This is a genomic window from Streptomyces sp. NBC_01476 (assembly GCF_036227265.1).
Lineage (GTDB): Bacteria > Actinomycetota > Actinomycetes > Streptomycetales > Streptomycetaceae > Actinacidiphila.
This window is the reverse complement of record NZ_CP109446.1, coordinates 3,404,848-3,425,758: the sequence shown is the minus strand read 5'-3', so window position 1 is coordinate 3,425,758 and position 20,911 is coordinate 3,404,848. Positions and strand designations below refer to the sequence as shown.

Below are 20,911 nucleotides of genomic sequence, written 5' to 3'. Positions count from 1 at the left end.
CCCTCGGCCGTCACCCCGGTAGGGGCTCAGCTGCTCTGGTTGATCTGGTTCGCCATGGTGGTGTCCATGTCGTTGATCTGGGTCTTGATGTCGGTGAACTGCTTGGCGAAGTCACCGATCTTGGTGACGATCTGCTGCAGCTGAGTGGTGAACTGCTCGTACGCGTGCTGCATGGCCGGGCTGGTCTGCTGCAGGAACAGGCCGTCGTTCAGCAGGTTGTCGACCGAGTTCTTCAGCGTCAGCAGCTGCGGGTTGATGTTGTTCACCGCGTTGTTGAGCTGCGAGGAGACGGTGTCGATCTGCGAGTACTCGAGCTGCACGTTGTTGCTGGGCATGGGTATTCCTCAGATTTCCTGGTGATGTTGCTCACTAGTAGTCGCGGTGGCTTCCGCCACCGCCGCCTCCGCCGCCCCCGCCGCCGCCCCCGTGATCGGGGTTGTCGTGGTGCGGGGTGGTGTCGGTCCACGTCGGGTTGGGCCCGTTGACGCCGGTGCCGGTGTACGTCGTGGTGGTGGTCTTGCCGTCGGCGCCGGTGGAGACGTCCGTCTTCGTACCCGTGCCGTCGGGGTTGCCGGTGACGGTCTCGACGGTCTTGGAACCGTCGGGATGCTCGACCGTGGACGCGTAACTGCCGTTGTCCCCGAACGTGGTGTGCTCGTGGTACTGCATCCCGCCGCTGCCGTCGGTGACGACGGTGTCGTTCGAGGTGAGATTGCCGCTCGCGTCGTACACCGACGTGGTGTCGTGCCGGCTGCCGTCCGCCGCGGTGTAGCTGTACCCGGTCGGCTCGGTGCCCGGCGCCTCCGGCGGCTTGTCGGGATCGGCCAGCGGCACCTGCTTCTCGTACGGGTTCCCGTTGTCGTCGAAGCCGTGGACGGTGACGTACGTGTGGGAGAGCTTCTCCCAGTTCTCGTACGCGGACTTCTTCATCTCCCACATGCTGTGGGTGAAGCCCGCCGCCTGCTCGTTGCCGGTCGCGGCGTACCCCGCGTCCTGGTCGAACCACTGCTGGGCGACGCTGGTGTAGGTGCCGCTCAGCGACTCCAGCAGATCCCACGCGTGCTTGAAGGCCCCGCTCCACGCCGAGTAGTACATCTCGATCGCGAAGGAGGCGTCCGCGCCCACCTCGTCACGGCTGAAGTTGTGGTCGCCCGTCCGGGCGTCGGAGATCTTGTGCTTGAGGGTGTCGGTCTCCCTGCCCAGTTGATTCAGGAGCTCGTAGTCGATGACGATGTCGGCCACGCCGTGATCCTCCACTCACTGCACTGCGGTCCACTTCCCAGAACACGTACGGTGGCCGCCAACCGTTCAACACTTTACGTTTCCACCGCGTGAATCCTGCGAGTGACAATAATCTTTGATGTTCCAGTGAACCATTCTTGGCCTGGCAACGTGAACATCATGAGAGCTGGGCCAACTGCGGAGGAAACACATGGCACGCCCCGGCGACTGGAGCCCGCTGGGGCTGCACCGCGACCCGACCCCCGGCGACCCGGACGTCCTCCAGGGCATCCACGGTCAGATGGAGGAACTCGGGTCGCTCGCCCGCGAAGTGACCTCCGGCCTCAACCGGGTGCTGAACGAGTCGACGGACAGCTTCATCGGCAAGACCGCCGAAGCCGTGCGGAAGAAGATCGACGGCCACCTGAAGAGGTTCATCGACTCCGTCGGTGACTCCTTCGGCGTCTCCGCGCCCGCCACACTGGACTACCTCAACGCGGTCCGGGACGCCCAGGCCAAGGCCGACCAGGCGCTCGCCGCCGCCCAGGGCCTGTCGAAGGACGACCCGCAGCTGGAGACGCTCAAGAGCCAGGCGCACGACGCCCAGGAGGCGTACGACAACGCCGCCTCCGTCTACTGGAACAAGCTCTCCGACGCCTCCCACATGATCCAGCAGCCCATCAGCGGCTGGCAGTTGTTCCTCCAGGCGCTCGGCATCCTCGCCATCATCCTGGCGGTCCTCGGCGCGATCTTCGGCGGCTGGGTCGGGCTGATCGCGCTGGCCGTCAACGTGGCGCTGCTGATCAAGACGGCCGTGGAGTTCGCCGAGGGCAAGGCGAGCGTGCTGGACCTGGTGCTGGCCGTCATCGGTGTGCTCTTCCCCTCCACCAAGGGCCTCAACGTCGGCCAGCTCTCCAAGGGCCTGTTCAACACCCTCAAGAACCTGCCGAAGATGGCCGTGGGCGGCATCAACGACGCGGCCCGCGGCCTCAGTCACATCCTCACCAACCCCGGCAGCCTCGGGAACATCTTCCGCGGGGTGACCGCCCTGCCCGGTCTCGTCGGCCGCGGCCTGGTCGCCATCGGCAAGATCACCCTCAACGCGGGCCGCCTGGTGATCAGCGGGCTGAAGTCCGTCGGCGGCGTCATCCGCAACGACTTCTCCCTCGCCACCATCGGCGTCAAGGGCACGCTCGGCAAGATCGGCGTCTACGCGATCAGCTTCGGCAGCCGCTTCCTGGTCAGCGCGACCCTGCCGCTGGACTTCTTCGAACTGGGCATCGGCGCCCGGGCGGCGATCAAGATGGGCCTGGGCACCCGGCTCTCCACCCCCTGGGCACACCTCGCCCAGCCGGTGGTCGGCGGCGGCGCACATGTCGGGGCGCTCACCGCCGAGCACTTCAGCCTCCACCAGGCCGGCGGCAGCAGCACCGGATTCGGCGGCATCGCGGCGCTGCACGGGCTGAACAGCATGCCGAACTTCGGCGGCCTCGGCGGCGTCGGGGCGGTCCACCTCGGCGGCGGCATCACGCCGGCCTCGCTCGGCCACGCGGTGGGCAACCTCGGCTCAGGGGCGAGCGCGGTCGACCACCTGACCGCGCTGGACCACGCGACCGGCTTCGACCGTACGGCCAGCGGTCTGCTGGAACCCACCGCCACCCACTTCGGCGCGATGGACATGGGCGCCACGCACCTGGGCTCGACCCACGTCGGCACGGCGAGCACCGGGGTGGCCACCCCGCACCTGGGCGTCTCCAGCCTGCACACCGGCCGGATGGACGTGGCCGGCAGCGCCACCGGACTGCACACCGCGATCAGCGACAGCATGTCCGGCATCCGCAGCGCGGAGGGCCACGTCGCCGACTTCCACGCCCTCGGCCTGCCCGAGCTCAAGAGCATCGTGGACGGCGACGTCAGCATCGGCCGGATGACCCCCGACGGCGTCAGCCTCCACGTGGGCGCCCAGGCGGGCATGCCGACCACGCTGCACATGAACTACCGCACGATGTCCTTCACCAACGACGCGGGCCACCAGGTGGTGGTGGCGCCCGAGGTGCACAGCGCGGTCGAATCCGCCCAGGCCAGGGCCGCGGTCGGGGAAGCCGCGCCGACGCCGCCGCCGGCCGTCGCCCTCGACCACACCGCCACCTCCGCGACACCGCCGCCGGCCGCGGCTACCACCAGCCTCACCCCGCCGCCGGCCGCGGCCACCACCAGCCTCACCCCGCCGCCGGCCGCGGCGGCCACCACGGGCACCGCCACGCCGCCGGCCACGGCGGTCACCACGGGCAACGTCACGAACACCGCCACGGGCGCCGCCACGCCCGCGCCCGTACGGCCGCACGCGCTGGACGAGTCGGCGGGCGGCGGCCAGCTGGCCGAATCCACCGGTGTCCACGGCGTCACCGTCCAGGGCGACCACGCGGCGGTCTCGGCCGGCGACCAGCTCGACCAGGCCGGCACCCGGGCCGGCACCGGGGACACCGCCGGCGCGGTGAAGGCGCTGCGCGAGGACCCGGTCGCCTTCGCCGTGGCGCCCGGTCATGTGCCGCTCCGCCCCACGCCGCAGCCGCACCCCGGCGCCGCCGGCGACGTACGACCGCCCAGGAGCAGGTTCGAGGCCGTCACCGGGGGTGTCGGCGGGCGGATCGGCGCGCAGCGGCTCAGCGCCTGGAACAAGTACGAGGCCGCCACCGGTGAGGCCACCCGCACCGAAGCGCTCCTCAACGACCTCGGCGGCGGCCTGGACAAGCCCTCGGAGAACATCGAGCAGGCGGCCGCCAGGGTGGACGCACAGACCGCCGCGATCGGCGTCGACGCGGCCCGCCAGGACCTCGCCGCCCTCCACATGGACGTCGACGCGATCCGCGCCCGCCTCGACCGGCTCGCCGCCCCGGCCCCGCACGTGACCGGTGGCGAGGCCCGTTCCGGCGCGCTGGACAAGCTCTCCGCGCAGCTCCCCGGTCAGGAGGCCAGGAGCGCGGAGTGGCGCACCTTCCGCGACGAGCGCGACAGCGGGCTGCGGACGAAGCTCGACACCGAGGCCCGGTTCGAGCACCTGACGGGTGATCTCGCGGCCCACACCGACGAGGCCGCGGCGCGCTTCGTGCGGGAGGACCTCTTCGGCGGCCACTACCTGCGCGACGACCGGCACGGCGAGGGATTCGCCCCGCCCGACAAGTCCCCGCGGGAGCACGCCGAGGAGTCCTACCGGCAGCAGCTGCACGACGCCTACCAGGCCCTGGCCGACCACTCACCCCGCGGGATCGTCCCGTCCGACCAGTGGGCGGCGGTGCGCGGCGAGCTGCGCGAGCGGGCGGCACTGCACTTCCACTGGATCTCGGAGCGCGAACGCGCCCTGGACCACGTGGCGCGGGACGTCGAGAGCGCGGTCGCGGACTTCCGTGAGCGCGACCTGTTCGGCGGCCGGTACCTGCCGGCGGACGAGGACCGGGCCGCCCACCTGCCGGACGGCACGGGGGAGACGGACGGCAAGGCGCTCGCCGGCGAGGACGCCGACGGCATCGCCGCCTCGCTGCACGACATCCGCGAGGGCGCGGGCAGGGCGTACGCGGACGCCGTCGACACGGCGTTCCGCACCGAGATGCGGCACGTCGTGGACAGCGTGGTGGACCGCGCGCTCGGCGGCGGCCTGCGGGCCGTCCACCCCGCCGAGGCCGCGGGCGGCGGGGCGGCCACCGCGGCGCGCCGCGCCGTGGACGATCTGCGGGCCGGACTCGGCCACCGCATCGAGCAGCTGAGCGACCGCGAACGCTGGGTGCGGCACGCCGACGCCGCCCTGGAGCGAGAACTCGCCAAGGCCGACGACGACGTCAGCGGCTCGTTCTCCGACCGCTTCCTCAGCGAGGAGGCGGAGGACTGGGCACGCACCTCTCTGCACAACGACATCCGTGCCGCGCACGCCAAGGCGCACGACACCCCGGCCGGCGCCGAAGGCGCGGGCCGGCTCGCCGGGCAGAACTGGGAGAGCCACGTCCGCGCCGCCACCGGCGAGAAGGCGCTGGCCGCGCGGCTGGACTACGCGGAGTTCCGCAGCGTCCGGATGGCCGAGGGACGCCGTGCCTTCGACGAGGCACTGGCCGGCTTCGACAAGAGCCACGTCCTGACCGACCTGAGCGGGCATCAGCGCGAACGGCTCCTCAAGGAGTGGGACGAGGCGGTCGAGAAGGCCGCGGAGGGGCACTGGTTCGGCCATCTCGGACGCGAGGACTTCCGGGTCGCCGGTGGCGACGCCGCAGCCGGCGCCGGCCTGTCGTCCCGCTCGTGGAGCGAGTCGTTCGGCGACCTGCGGGCCACCCTCCCGGCCCGGTTCGAGCACGAGGCGGCCCTGGAGGAGGTGCTCACCAACTCCGCCCGGGACTTCCACGGCATCGTGGGCCACACCGACAGCGTGGAGAGCTTCCGCAACGCCGTCCGGCCGGAGACCCTCGACACGTTCGGCAAGGACTTCCGCACCCAGACCGTCGAGCGCTACGACAAGCTGTGGTCCGCGGTCGAGCACGACATCAAGGCCTGGCTGCGGCACGAGTCCCGGCACGGCGACGTCTTCCAGGAAACCCTGACCGCCCGCGACGCCGTACCCCTGCCCCGCCCCGCCCGCGCGGCGGATGCCCCCGCCCCCGCCCCCGCGGCCCCGGCTCCGGAGCGCGCGGCGCACGGCACGCACGGCACCACCGCGGAGACCCCCGCCCCGGCCGCCGGGCCGCGTCGCGCCGGCGAGGCGGGAACGGCCGGCCGGCCGCCGGAGCCCGGGCACGTCGAGGGACACGCCCCCGAACCTGCCTCCGCCGAGGCGCCGCAGGTCCACCTGCAGGACCAGGTCCAGCTGCCCGAGCGGGCCCGTCCCGCCCGCCCGGCGCCGCAGCCCGCGCCCACGGTGGCCGAGCACTCCGCCGCCCAGGCCCCGCACGCCGGGCACGTGGGCGAGGACGGCGTGCACGGCGGCCCGCAGGACGCGGCGCAGGAACAACTGCGCCGGGAGCGGGCCGAGCGGATCGGTGCCCGCCTGGTGGAGGCGCTGCGCAAGTACAGCGTGGACAAGCCGCCCTTCCAGGCCGGTCCCGCGTTCGACGCGCGCCGGGTCGCGTACGAGGACGGCTGGGAGACGACCGAGCTGCGGGTCCGTATCGCCTTCACCGGGGACACCGCCGCGGGCGACGCCGAACAGGTCATGACACAGGCCCAGGAAGGCGTCGCCCGGTGGTCCGGCGGCCAGGGCCCCGCCTCCTACGGCGGTCGCGTCCACATCGCCCTCCAGCAGGTGGCGCCCGGGCAGAACCCGCACCTGACGGTCGACCTGGCCGGCCGGGACACGGCCGCGGGCACGCACACATGGTGGAAGGACGCGGGCGCCGACCACTACGCGCGCCGCATCGGCCTGCACGTCGGGCTGTTCAGGGGCCCCGACCTGGAGGGGAAGAGCGTCGCCGCGGTCCCGGAGACGGACACCGGCACGGGCGTCGCGGACACCGGTGCGACCGTCGACGTGGTGACCGCCTTCGACCGGCAGCTCGTGCCGGTCGGCCGGCACGCCTTCGACACGTCGGCCGTCGCCCCGGTCACCGACCGCCCGTTCCAGGTGGTCCGGACGACGGGCCCGGACGGCGCGGCCCTCACCCAGGTGCATGTGGCCGTCGAACTGCCCGACCTGCGCTACCAGCCGAAGTCCGTCCAGCAGCAGGTGCGGACCCATGTGGGCGATACGGTCTCGACCGCGTTCGGCGACCTGGTCGCCCGCCTGGCGGGCGACGCGCACGCGACCGTCGCCGTCCGCTTCACCGCCCCCGGCCGGGACGCGGCGATCCGCGTCCTGCCCGACGCGACGGGCGCCCTGCGCCTGGAGCCCCCCACCCAGGGGACCCTCACCGGCCTCGCCCTCGCCCTGAACGACCCCGCCCCGATCCCGCACGCCCTGGACGCCCTGGACACGGTGCGGGCGTTGACCGGGACGGACGGCGCGCTCTCCGTGGCCGGGACGAGTGGCGCCCTGTCCGTGGCCGGGCTGGACGACGACGTCACGGTGGCCGGTACGGACGACGACCTCACCGTCGCGGATCCCGCGGACGACGTCACCCTCGTGGACGGCGCCGACGACATCACCCTCGTGGACGGCGCCGTGGACACCGTGGACACCCTTGTGAAGCCGGGCAAGCTCGCCGCCCCCGGGAAGACCGGCAGTGCGACGGACGCCATCCATGCCTGGCTCTCCGGTCTGCCGCGGGCCGGCACCGCGGATACGGACAAGGCCGGTCTGCTGGACCCGGAGCGTCTTTTCCCGACCGAACTGCAGGTCTTCCCGGTCGTCGCGGAGCAGGACCGGCGCCCGGCGGACATCGTGGCCGAAGCAGCCCGGGCCGTACGGGCCGACCTCCGCACGGACCTGCGGGACCGCCTCGGCCAGGACCCCTTCGGCGACCGGCGGCTGCCCGAGACGCCGGTCTTCCTGCGCCCCTCCGGCAGGCCCTACGACTTCGGCGCCCTGCGTTCGACCCAGCGCGCCGCCTTCTTCCGGCGGCTGGACCTGCGCAGGACGGATGTCCCCACCGCGGCGGCCATGGACCCGCGGAATCTGCCGGTGGAGCCCCGTACCGTCACCGCCGGCGCCTACAGCAGCCGTTCGTCCGGTCCCGGCCTCAAGAAGCAGAAGATCCCGCACCAGGTGCACAGCATCTGGTTCGGCGGTCCGCTCCACGACGACGGGGTCACCGGCTCACGGACGGACTTCCGGGCGAACATCACCGCGGGTGCGCAGGCGAACCCGGACTTCGACTTCGTCCTGTGGACCGACGTGAGCCGGGCGGACATCCAGGACGCCCGGGCAGCCGCCGGGCAGTCCGGCCTCACCGAGCACCAGCAGCAGATCCTCTCCATGCTGGAGTGGGCCGATGCCCACCCGAACATCCGGATCGTCAACATCGACGAGGTGTTCTCGCGGGACACACCGATGCTCATGGGCTCTGAGGTGCTCGGCGAGCGGGCCCGCGGCGGCAAGTCCTTCGCCGTGGCGAGTGACATCGCCCGGGTGGAGATCCTGGCGCGCTTCGGCGGCATCTACACCGACGGCGACAACCGCATCCACCGGCTCACGGACCTGGTACGCACGGTGGCGGCCCGGGATGACGGCTTCGCCCTGCTGCGGGCCGACCTGCCACGGCCCCAGGAGGACCTCCCCCAGGGGCTCCGCGGTCTGCTCGGCCGGCCCCCGGTCCGCGACAGCAGGCGCATGAACAACGCGGCCATCGTCTCGGTGGCCGGCAACAGGGCCGTCACCGGACTGCGGGAGATCCTGCGCGAGAACGTCGCCCTGCCGCTCGCTCCCCTGCTGCGGCGCGTCATGCTCGGTCTGCGCACGGTCGACGACGACACCATCGGCGCGGACGCGACCCGGTGGGAGCAGTTCAACGAGCCGGCCATCGAGATCGTGCACCGCACCGGCCCGAACGCGCGCACCTTCGACACCCTCGCCGAACGGCTCGGCCACACCGCCCGGCCCGCGAACGGCGGTCCCCCGGTCGCCGACCGGTTCCTGCTGGGCGCGGTCCCGCCCGAGGCCATCACCGTGGAGTCCCGGGGCAGTTGGAACGTGGCCTTCACGCCGAGCGACCTGCCGCAGGACCGGCTGGCCGCCACGCTGCGGCGCACCGTCGTCAACCTCCACGCCGAACTGCGCAACCGGCCGGGGATCCTGGCGTTGAAGACGATCGCCAAGGCGGCGGAGGACCTGCCGTCCGCCTACCGCGAGCCGTTCTGGCGGCAGGCGCTGGAACTCTTCCACGCGTCGCTCGGCGAGAACACCGGCCAGGTGCGTCTGATCGCCCGGCAGCGGGTCACGAACCTGCCGGTCTCCGCTCATGGCACGGCGGTCCGGCTCTTCCCGGACGCCGCCTTCAACGGCACGGTGCCCGTAAGTACCGCGCAGGTGCAGGCCCCGGCCGCGCAGAGCTTCACCGCGCCGCCGGGGGCCGTCGAGGGCACTTCCGCCGCGGAGGGGATCTCGGCGACGCTGACGCGGATGCACACCGCTTACGGCACGTATCTCTCCGACGGTGCGGCCGGTCTGCAGGCCGGGCGGCAGGGGGGCCAGACGTTCACCGGACCGGACGGGACGAACCAGGAGCTGGCCGAGTTCGGCCTCGGCGGGGTCAAGGACGCCGGCCGTGGCATCCGGCGGTTCTTCACGGACAAGTCAGGGCTGCGGCTCGGCGGTGCCCGCAACCAGGGCACCCTGGGCGTGCCCGGGGACCCGAACGCCCCCGGAACCGTGAAGGTGGACAGGATCGGCGGACGCGAGATCGCCCGGCTGAACGCCCACCGCGTCGGCGACGGCGCCGGCTCCGCCGTGCTCAGCCTGCACGACGACGCGGACTGGGCGCAGCGGCAGGGGAACTGGCGGGCGCTCTTCGCCGGCACCGCCGGCAGCACCGGCACTGCCGGCTCCTACGCGTCACGTGAGCCGGGCGCGCTGATGTCGGTGCGGAAGGACGCCCCGTGGGCCGGGCGTCCCGTCTACTACCTCACCAGCCACGGACAGTCCGACAAGGCGAAGATCTTCCTCGACTCGCAGGAGAAGAAGATCGTCGACGCCCAGGGAATGGCCGCGATCCTGCGGGCCGACCCCGTCTTCACCGCGCTGCGCGCACAGCATCAGGACCTGGAACTCGTCCTGGTCGTCTGCCGGTCAGGACAGACGGACGAGAGCATGGGCCAGGAGCTGGCCGACCGGCTGGGCATCACCGTCCACGCGCCCAATGGCACGGTGGCCCTGAACCACTCGAACGTGCACGGTTCCACCCTGCTCACCGTCTTCGCCGAGGAGACCGACCCCGGCGTCTACCGCACCTTCACCTCCCGTACGGCGGCATCGGCGCCCACCGTCGCGGTGCACGCGCCGCACGAGGAGACCGTGCCGGTGGTCTCCGTGACGGGCCCGGACACCGATACCGCCTCGCTGGTGACGGCCTCACCCGTGACAGCCCACCCGGTCTCCGCGCCGCCGCACCTCGCGGACATCCCCGAGGAGACGGAGGCGGTCGCCGCGGCCGGCACCGTCCCGGCCCCCACCGGCCTCGCCGGCACGGCCTCCGCCGAAGAGCCCTTCGGGGATGAGGATCTGGTCTTCGCGGCGTCCCTGCTGGACGAGAAGGGCGAGCCGCGGGCCGATCTGCTCGGGCAGGACGCGGCCCCGGCCGCCCTCGCCACCGCCCCCGGGACGCCGCCGGCCCCCGAGGTCACCGTGACCGCCCCCCGCGTCAAGCGCCGGCCGGCTCCCCTGACCCTCGGCACCGGCACCACGACGGCCGCCGCCGTCGCCGCACCCCCCGTCGCTGCCGCCCCCGTCGCTGTCGCCCCCGTCGCCGTCGCCGCCCAGGACTCGTCGATCGTCCGGAAATACGTCGTGGAGGTGCGGAAGGGGCAGGTCGAGCAGGCCACCGCGGCGGGCATCTTCCGCCGTGCGACGCCCATGCTGCTGTCGGACGACCCGAAGGTGGCGCAGGCGGCCGGCGTACCGGTCTCCGGTGCGGACGAACTGGTCACGCTGGTCCAGCGCGTGGTGCACGACACAGACCCGCAGCTGCGGGTCTCCGCGGACGGCACGCTTGCACTCAGCGGCGCCGGGGAGGTCCAGGAGGCGTTCGCCACCGCCGAGGCCGTGGCCAAGGCCGCGGAGGCGCTGCGCGCGGCCGGCAGCGGCGTGACGCTCGTTCTGGACACCGCCGTGCGGGTGCGGTTCACCCACGGCGGCCGGGAGCGTGTCCTGCACCCGGTCCGCCCGGAGTTCGCCGAGTCCGTGACCGACATCTGCCGCGACATCGCCCGGGACCTGATCGGCGGCATGCCCGACCACCTGGTGTTCCGGGGGCCGGACGGCACCACCGACCTCGGGCCCATGCGGGCCACCGACGGGCTGAAGGTCAGCGAACTGCACCGGCTCGCCGACGCCGTCACCCAGGTCGCCGACGGCAAGCGCCTGTCGGCGTACGTCCCGGACGTGAGCTGGGCCGTCACCAAGATCGCCAAGCGCGCTTCCGGACCGGTGCCGGTGACGCCGATGCCCGGCGTCACCTACGGCCAGTACGTGGGCAACGCGCCGCAGTTCGCCCCGCAGCGGCAGGTGCTGCACAGCACCGCCGGGAACGTGGGCATCAACGAGCACGCGTGGGCGAACGTCGGCGAGGCGTACCTGACCCAGTCGATCGGCACCCTCGACGCGGAGGGCCGGTTCACCCTGGCCAACCACGCCGACGCCTTCCACCCGGTGGAGAACCCGTACGGCTACCACTACGCCACCGTCGTGCTGCAGAGCGAGGACGGCACCTCGCAGGTGACGCTGGAGAACTACTCCCGGCAGGGCGTCACCGGCCGCATGCTGAAGGAGGCGGTGCGGCAGAACCTGGAGCGCTTCGGCGACCGGCTGCCTGACCTGCTGACCCGTTGTCAGGCCGACGCCGCGGCCAAGTCCGCCGCGGCGGACACGGCGAAGGCCGCCGCGCTCGCGGCGACCGGGAACGAGGTGGCGACGGCGAACGCCGCCGCTGCCGCCGCGACGACCGCGGCGGCGACCGCCAACGCCGCCGTCGCCGCCACCCAGGCGCTCATCGACCTGCGCGCCGCACGCGGCGCGGTCACCACGCTTGAGACCGCCGCCCAGGCCACGACCGGCACCGGAGGCGCGGCCGGCACCGTAAGCGTGGCCGGTACGGAAGCCGGCACCGCCGCGCTCGACGCCGCCGCGCTCGACGCCGCGAAGAAGGCCGCAGCGAACGCCGAGACGCTCGCCGAGCGCAGGCTGCGGGACCTCTCGGCCCGTCAGGGCCTCATCACGCCGACCAAGCTGTGGCACATGCGGTTCGTCGGCAAGGGCGGCCACCGGACCTTCCACGACCTGCTGGCCGGCCTGCGCGAGCAGGACGCACCCGGCATCGTGGTCAACCCGCTGACCGCCGTGGTCGTCGGCGGCCACGAGAACGTCGCCGTGCCCTCGCGGTGGGTCTCCTTCGAGCCCGGCGCGAAGGAGAGCCTCGCGGTCGACGAGCGCCGCAAGATCGACTACCTGGCCCAGCGGGTGGCCCGCGTCGGTCTGTGGAGCCACCGCAACGGTCTGCCGCTGCCGTCCGTCCGTATCTCGGCCGGTGCCAACGGCTCGCGGTACAAGAACCCGCTGCGCGAGCAGCAGGCCCGGCAGCAGGCCGAGGTCCGTCTGAACACCGTGATGGAGATCTTCCGCAGCGAGCTTGAGGAGAGCCTGGAGCTCCTGCAGAAGACGGTCACCGGTCCCCGGCTCGACGCCGACCGGTTCGTCGTCGCCGGCCACAACCGGGGCCGCGCCTTTCCCGAGGAGGGCGCCCGCCCGACGGCCGACTACCCGGCCGACGCGCTGCGCCGGCGCGTGCAGTTCGACGTCGAGATGCACCCGCCGGTGGACCGCCCGGCGCCCTCCCTCGCCCGGACCCAGCAGTACCTCGCGGCGGGCTCACCCCTGCTCGCCCAAACCCCGGGGCTCGGGCTCCCCGAGGTCCACAGCCCGGTCACCCCACGGTCCCGGCCGGGTTCCGCGCTGTACTCGCGCCCGAGTTCCGCCGTGTTCTCGCCCGTGCGTCCCTCGCCGAACTCCCTGCAGGTCCCGCCGACCCCGCTGACCGGGCGGGGGCGCCCGGCCTCGTGGGACGCCTCGCTGCTCAGCCCGCCCCCGGCCCGCGTCACCTTCGCCGAGCCGCCCCTGCGGGAGGACGGCCCCTCCACCACCCTGGGCGGCAGCGGCAGCAGCATCGTCGGCACCCGCGACATCAGCGCACTGCGCAACGAGGTCAACATCCAGCTCGGCAAGCTGGGCCGGTCCCTGACCGTGGACGACGCCACCGTCGCCGTGCACTACCTGGCGCTGGGCCCGCACGTCAACGGGCGTGACGACCGGGCGGTCGGCTACGAGATCGCCGGCCGGATCGCCAACAAGGACCGTCCGCTGCGGATGGAGGGCATGGCGCCGACGGCCGTGCCGGCGGCCCAGGAGCTGTCCACCCCGGGGGCGTCCACCAGCACGGCCCCGGGCGCCGGCTCCTCGCAGGTGACCGTGACGCCGCTCACCGGGCGCTCGCAGAGCCTGCTCAGGTCGCTGTCCGACACGGCGGCGGCCGGCAGCCGGGAGCGGACGTGGGACGGCCAGGAGGCGTTCGCGCAGATCCACGGCCCGAACGTGCTCGGTACGTGGAGTCTGCCGCCGACTCCCGGGTTCCTGACGCGGGCGCTGGAGCCGGGGCGGATTCCCGCCGCCGCGCTCGGCGCGTTCCTCCGGCGGATCGACCTCACGGCCCGCGACCTGCCCACGGCCTCGGACGTCGACCCGGCCCGTCTCCTGGTGGACGACACCCGGACCGGCCGCGCCACCGGTTCCGCCACCGCCACCAGCATCAGCACCGGCACCGGCCTCGCCACCGGTGAGCAGCCGGCGCAGGTGCCGCATGTCGCCCACCAGATCTGGTTCGGCCGCCCGCTGACCGCCGAGGGCGCCACCCGCACCGCGTTCCTTGACATCGTCGCGGCCAACCGGCGGACGAACTCCGCGTTCACCTCCGTGCTGTGGACGGACATCCCCCGGGCGGACTTCCAGCGCGTCCACCAGGCCAGGGACGCGGGCACCGCACCGAGCGGCCGGCTCGCCGAGGTGGGCAGGCTGCTCGACTGGGCGGTGGCCAACGACATCGTGCTGCTCGACTTCGACGAGGTCTTCTCCGACCGCCTCGTCGCAGCCCTGCCCCCGCACGCGGTCACCCTGGCTCACTTCGTAAGGGCCGAGCGGGCCCGCGGCACCGGCTTCGCGCTCGCCTCGGCCAGCGATGCCGCCCGCCTGCTGCTCCTGCACGTCCTGGGCGGCTTCTACTTCGACGTGGACGACGTCGTCCACCGCGGTCTCGTCCCGGTCGCACAGCAGGTGGCCGAGCACCGGGACGGGTTGGCGATGATCTGGACCGGGGAGGGGGTCGACATCTCCACCATGGGGGCCGTGGCCGGCGGCCGGGGCACGACTGCCTACCTCGCCCTCATGGCCGGGCACGTCACCATGCCCCTGCACGGTCTGCACCGGGAGCAGTTCGGCAAAAACATCGATCTGGACGCTTATCCGGTCGGCCCGAGGGAGGAGACGCTCCTGCGCACCGGCACCGCCCACAAGAAGCTGGGCACGGACCTCGGCTACACGGACCGGGAGACGGACGACGAGAAGATCACCCCGCTCATGCAACTCCTCCTCGTGGATCCGGAGTTCGTCAGCCACGGAGAGAGCCAGTCGTGGGCGGCGGCGCCCGTCGTCCGGCCCGACCAGGAGGCCGTCGTCGTGGAGGCCACCACCGCGGCCGTCGTCCACCTGCTGCGCGAACCCCGCAACCGCGAGGGCGTGGTCAACCTGCCGGCCCTGCACGTCCTGCTGGAAGGCATCGCCGACCCGGCGGCGCGGCTGGCGGCGTGGCAGGCCGCCGTCGCCTTCGTCGCCGGCCTGCCCGGCGAGGGCGAACGCATCCGCGCCTACTCACTGGTCGAGCCGAAGGGCACGGTGACCGATGTGCCCGCCGAGATGGTCCAGGTCTTCGCCGAGCGGTTCCCGCACGCCGAGGAACGCGTCGCTCTCGACGGTCTCGACGGTCTCGACGACTTCAGCTCGGACGAGGACTTCGACTTCGCGCCCGTGGGCGGCGCCGGCGACCTGGACGATTTCGGCTCGGACGACGGCCTGGACTTCGCGCCTGTCGGTGGCGCCGGCGACCTCGACGGTCTCGGCTCGGACGACGGCCTGGATTTCGCCCCCCACGCCGGCGCCGGCGGGTCCGCGGACCGGACAGCCGCTCCCCCCGCCCGCGACATGGGCTCGCTCCGCAACGAGGTCAACCTCCGGCTCCGTGACCTGAACTGGCCCGGCACGGTGGACCAGGCGACCGTGGATGGTCACTACCGGGCGATGCCCGCCCACCTCACCCGCCGCGACGAGCGCACCGTCGCCAACGAGATCGCCGGCCTCGTCGCCAACGAGGGCAACCGCCTCGGCGCGGACGGCGGTGCGCCCTTCACGGGTCTGCGCAACCTCTTCTCATCAACCCCGGCCCAGCCGCAGGCGTCCGCCGGCGCGGCGGCGGCTCCGCCCGTGCTGGCCGTCGGCGGCATCTCGTTCACCAATCTGTCCCAGCGGGACGCGGGTCTTGTCGAGAAGGGCCTGCGGCTCCTCACGCTGCTCGCCGGCCACCCCGGCATCGCGGCCTACCTGAACGGCCGTCCGGCCCGGATCGTCCTCGAACAGCGCACCGTCGACTCCCCGGCCGAGATCCGTGCCCACCCCGCGGGCCCGCAGATCAGTCTCGCGGCCTACTACTTCGAGTCGTACAGCCTCGGCCACGTCGCCGGCATGCTCGCCCACGAGTTCGGCGTCCACCCGCTGCCGGCCTCCGACCCCAAGGTGGTCGCGGAGGGCCGCCTCCTTGAGGGGGCGTCCCTGTCCGTCCCCGGCGTGCCGTCCAGGACCATGACGACCTCGGAGGCGATGCAGCACGACCACGTGCTGGCCGCCATCATCAACGGGCCTTACCACCCGGTCTACGAGCGGACCGTGATCCAGATGGCGTCCCTGCTCAAGGACGACGCCGAGGTCCACGGGGACGACGGCAACGTCACCGACGTGCTCGACTGCTATCTGATGGACGTCGCCTCCATCGCCGTCACCAATGACAAGCGCCTGCGCGGTCTGCCGGGCGCCCCCGGTTCCGCTCCGGTCCGCGCGGACATCGCCGCCTCCTACAACCACTACCGGGACCGTCTCCACGACCAGCTCCCGGCCAGGCTGCGCCCGCACCTGCCGGCGCCGAAGACGGCCGCGGCTGTCGCCCACGACTACGTGCTGCTCATGCGCCGCAGCCTCGCGGGCATCTTCGGCGCCCCCAGCATCGACCGCTCCTCGGCCGCCACCGGCCACGTGGCCGCGCCGGCCCGGCAGATCTCCGTGGACGGCACGTCCTTCCCGGTGGAGAGCGGGAACGGCTTCCAGTGGTTCAAGAGCCCTGACGGCGGCACCGTCTTCATCGCCGACGCCCTGGTCGCCGGCGGCGCGGTCCGGGCGGACATCGCCGCGCAGATCACCCGTGGTCTGAACGGCGGCCTCGCCGTGCACCGCGTGCTGCTGCCCGGGGACATCGGCCGGCCGGAGGATCTGCTGACCGCCGCGGAGGACGGTGTCCACGAGTCCGTACTGTCCCCGACCCGGGTGGAGTTCCTGGCGAGCCCGCTGCCGGACCGCACCGGCACTGGCACCGGCACCGGCCCGCTCGCCCTCCGCCGGCCGGCCGAGCAGCCCCGCGAGACCACGCTCATCGCCCGCGGTGTCGAGTTCCTGCCGCGCGCCGATCCCGCGCGCACCACCTTCATCCCCTTCGCCACCACGCCCGAGGACGCGGTGCGCCTGGCCGTCGCCATGAACGGCCCGCACCGGGATCTCTCCGCTGCCCACGAAGCCGTCGCCGTCGTCGGCACGGAGCACGACATCGCCTTCCTCGGCGACGGCATGCTCCAGATCCGCGGGCCGGTCGAGGTCGGCCTCACCCCCATCGCGCTGCCCGCCACCGTGCGGACCCACGAAGGCCCCACCCGGATGACGAACGAGCGCGGCTTCCACCACTTCCGCACGTCCGAGGGCGGCACCGTCCATCTGTCCAACACCCTGATCGAGGAAGGTGTGCTCGACGAGGGCGCCGCCGACCTGGTCCTGCGCTTCACCAGCGGCGGCATCGCCGTGCACCGGCCGTACACCGTGGACGACGCGGTGACGCCGCCGGAGAGGGTGACACTCCGTCCCCTGGGCGGGGCCCGGCAGCCGAACGCCTTTGACACCGACGGCACCGAGTTCCTGTTCTTCGCCACCACCCCTGAGCGTGCCCGCTCGCTGCCCGGGGCCGGGCCGGCGGGTGCCCGCACCCGCCTCGCCAGTGCCTTCGTGGGCCCCGACCGGGACATCGTGATCCTGAACGCCACCACCGTGCAGGTCCGCGGCGAGACCGGGATGGATCTCCAGCCCGAACCGCGGGCCGCCGCCCCGTCGTTCGCCGATGTCACCGGGCGGTACCCGCTGCCCCTCGCCGACACCCCGCGCTGGACCATGTGGGGCCACAACGGCGACACCCCCCAGGCGTCGTCCTACGCCGTCGAGTTCCCCTCCCTCGACCTGCGCGGCGTCTACCACCCCCCGGCCGCGGACCGCGGCATGGGCACCTGGCAGTGGTACGTGGGGGAGATCACCGCACAGTCGGTCCCGGTGGCGGCGACCCCGCTCACCCTGCGCTCGCCGAACTCCCTCGGCCCGGCCGTGTCCGCGGAGGCGCAGCCCCGGCCGCCGGCCATGGCGGAGGCAGCCGGTGCCGCGGTGGACGCCGCGCTCGACGCCGTCACCTGGAGCCAGGGCCTGCGGTGGCGTACCGGCGACGAGGACCTGTACGTCTTCGGCGCCGCCCGGCCCGACGGCCCCGGCGGTGTGTTCGCCGAGGGTCTGCGGCCGGCCGGCGGCCGGCTGGTCCATCCGGCGGTCCATGTGCGCGATGGCGGCGAGCAGGACAGCATGTGGGTCACCGCGTCCCGCCTGATCACCTGGCTGCGCGACCAGGTGCCCGCGGAGGCCGCCACCACCGTGGCCGTACCCGGCATGGCGGCCGGGTACGGTTGGCGCTACGACGTCGCGGCACCCGGAGGTGTGGACGTCAACGAGACGCTGGATCTCGCCGCCCCGCACCCGGAGCGCAGGGAAGTGCTCCTGCCGGGCGGTGTGGACGGCCGCCACATCCGTGGCGCCCAGCGTCTGGAGCGGGGCCGGTCGGTCGGCCCCTACCTGACCAACGCCGGGTTCGTCTCCGTACGGGGAGCCCTGGCCGCTACGAAGGGGACGGCAGGGTGACCGCCGTGATGCACCGTGTTCAGCCAGGCGTCCGCAGGGGTGCCTTCCGTACCATCGCCGACGCGGTACGGGCGGCGGCAGTTGGCGACGAGATCCGGATCGCGCCCGGCGACTACCAGGAGCGGCTGCTCATCGACCGGCCGCTGACCCTGGTCGCCGAGGAGGGCCCCGGCACCGTACGGATCTCCCCGACCGCCCCGGGCCTTGCCGCCCTGGAGATGACCGAGTCGGCGGTGCTCAGCGGCCTGACCGTGCTGGGCGCCGACCGCAGCCGCCCGGTGCTGCTGGTCACCGGGGGCACCACCGAACTCCAGGACTGCGCGGTCAGCGGCGGCCGGGTGGAGGTGGTCCGCGCCGCCTCGCTGCGGATGGACCGCAGCCTCGTCCAGGACGCCCTGCTGGCCGGGGTGCACGCCGACACCAGCGGGACGGTGTGGCTGATCGACGCGGTCATCGAGAACATCGAGGGCACCGGTGCGGTACTGGCCGGCGCGACCACGGCGCACCTGCTCACCACCACCGTGCGGTCCGTCGAGGGCTCCGGCATCCGGGTCCGCGGCGAGGCGCGGGCCGAGATCAGCCGCTGCGAGATCCTCGCGGCCGGCCGCAACGGTGTGCTGGTCGAGGAGCAGGCCGCCGTGACGCTGGACGACTGCCGGCTGCGTGACTCGGCCGCCGAAGCGGTGCGGGTGCTGGGCAGTTCGGCCCGGCCGGCGGCCGGCGGCGACCCGGAGGGCGCGGGCACCGGCGAGAGCGGCGGCGTGCTGATCACCGGCGCCGAGGTGTCCGGCGCCGGCGCGGCCGGGATCCTCGCCACCGGCACCTGCGACGTACGCGTCACCGACAGCCGGTTCCGGGGCTGCGCGGCGGCCGGCGCCGCCGCGGACGGCAACGCCGTGCTGGAGCTGACCGACTGCCGGATCATCCAGCCGCGGGCCTCCGGAGTCGTCGCCCGCGGCGCCGCCCGGGTCATCGTCTCCGGCAGCACCGTCGTCGGCGCGAACGGCAACGGCGTGCTGGCAGGCGAGCGCGCGGACGTGACGGTGACCGGCGGATCGCTGCGCGACTCCACCTTCAGCGCCGTGCACATCGGCGGTGACGCCGTCGTCCGGCTCACCGCCCTGCGGGTGGAGAGCACCCCGGAGCACGGCATCGGGGTCACCGAGCGCGGCCGGCTGACCCTGGAGGACTGCCGGACCGCCGACTGCGGCATGTCCGGGCTGCATCTGGACGGTTATGCGGCCGCCACCGCCGTCGGCCTGACGGTGCGCCGGGGGCGCAACGGCGTCACCGCGCAGTCCCTCGGTGAGGTACGGATCCGCGACGCCCGCGTCTACGACGTCGAGCGGGCCGGCCTGACCTGCGGCGCCGACGGCACCCCGGAGTTCGAGAACTGCCAGGTGGCGGGCGCCGGCACCGCGGGCGTCGTGGTCGCGGAGAAGGCGGCCCCCCGGCTGCGGAACTGCTCGGTCACCGGCACCGCGGGGTCCGGCATCGTTGTCGCCCGCGGCGGGGAGCCCCGCATCCAGGGCACCACCATCGGCGACACCGGCAAGAACGGCCTCTACGTCGGTGAGGGCGGCAAGGGCACCTACGAGGAGTGCGTGCTGTCCGGTACCGCCTTCCCCGCGGTCCATGTCGCCGCCGATGCCACCCCGGTGCTTCGGGACCTGCTGGTGCGCGACACCGAGGAGGACCTCAGCCTGGACGAGGGCGCGGCGCCCACCGTCGACAACTGCCGGGCACAGCGCGTCAAGTCCGCGGTGTGGCCGGCCCCCGGCGGCGCGGGTCCGGTGGCCAAGGCCGCGGTGCCGGGGCTGCCGGGAGCGGCGCCGGCCGCCCCCGGCCCCGCGGCCGCCACGGCGGAGAAGGAGAGGGCGCCGGTCACCGAGGAGAGCCTGGACGACCTGCTCGCGGAACTGGGCCGGCTGGTCGGCCTCCAGCGGGTCAAGCACGATGTGGCCTCGCTGGTGAAACTGATGCAGATGGTCCGCCGCCGCGAGGAGGCCGGGCTCGCCGCGCCGCCGCTCAGCCGCCACCTGGTCTTCGCCGGCAACCCCGGCACCGGCAAGACCACGGTGGCCCGGCTCTACGGCCGTATCCTGGCCGCCGTCGGGCTGCTGGAGCGCGGTCACCTGGTGGAGGCCGACCGCTCTTCGCTGGTCGGCGAGTACGTCGGCCACACCGGCCCGAAGACCCAGCGGATCTTCGAGGAGGCCATGGGCGGGGTGCTCTTCATCGACGAGGCGTACTCGCTGACGCCGGCGGCCGGCTCCAACGACTTCGGCCAGGAGGCGATCGCCACCCTGGTGAAGCTGATGGAGGACCACCGCGACTCGGTCGTGGTGATCGTGGCCGGGTACCCGGACGAGATGGAGCACTTCGTGGACTCCAACCCCGGCCTCGCCTCCCGGTTCAGCCGCACCCTGGTCTTCGAGGACTACGTCACCCCAGAACTGGTCAGCATCGTGGAGCACCAGGCGGGCCAGCACCAGTACCTGCTGACCGACTCCGCCCGCGAGGCGCTGACCGCCTACTTCGACGCGCTGCCGCGTGGTGAGCGGTTCGGCAACGGCCGCTCCGCCCGGCAGACCTTCCAGACCATGACCGAGCATCAGGCGTACCGGGTGGCCGAGATGGCCGACCCCGAGGAGACCGACCTGATCACCCTGCGGCCCCAGGACCTGCCCGACTGGCCCTGACCGCCGCGCCGTCACGACGCCCTGCCCGGCCGCCCCCGCTTCCCGGCGGCAC

At 73.4% G+C, this 20,911-nt stretch carries 4 protein-coding genes; 2 read left to right on the top strand and 2 right to left on the bottom strand.

Features of this window, described 5'->3' with window-relative positions:
- Nucleotides 1–26: 26 nt before the first annotated feature.
- Nucleotides 27–335, bottom strand: coding sequence for a hypothetical protein (locus OG552_RS15150; RefSeq protein WP_329133163.1), 309 nt, complete (start codon nt 333–335; stop codon nt 27–29).
- 34 nt (nt 336–369) lie between these two features.
- Nucleotides 370–1,242: a hypothetical protein gene (locus tag OG552_RS15145; RefSeq protein ID WP_329133160.1), complete on the bottom strand. Its 873-nt coding sequence runs from the start codon at nt 1,240–1,242 to the stop codon at nt 370–372.
- Between the two features lie 190 nt (nt 1,243–1,432).
- Between OG552_RS15145 and OG552_RS15140 the strand changes: the two genes are divergently transcribed.
- Together OG552_RS15140 and OG552_RS15135 are read left to right on the top strand one after the other, a co-directional pair.
- Nucleotides 1,433–18,157, top strand: coding sequence for a scabin-related ADP-ribosyltransferase (locus OG552_RS15140; protein ID WP_329133159.1), 16,725 nt, complete (start codon nt 1,433–1,435; stop codon nt 18,155–18,157).
- On the top strand, nt 18,154–20,859 hold the full coding sequence (locus OG552_RS15135; RefSeq protein ID WP_329133157.1) for a right-handed parallel beta-helix repeat-containing protein: 2,706 nt from the start codon (nt 18,154–18,156) through the stop codon (nt 20,857–20,859). The genes OG552_RS15140 and OG552_RS15135 overlap by 4 nt, the downstream gene beginning before the upstream one ends.
- The last annotated feature ends 52 nt before the right edge of the window (nt 20,860–20,911 follow it).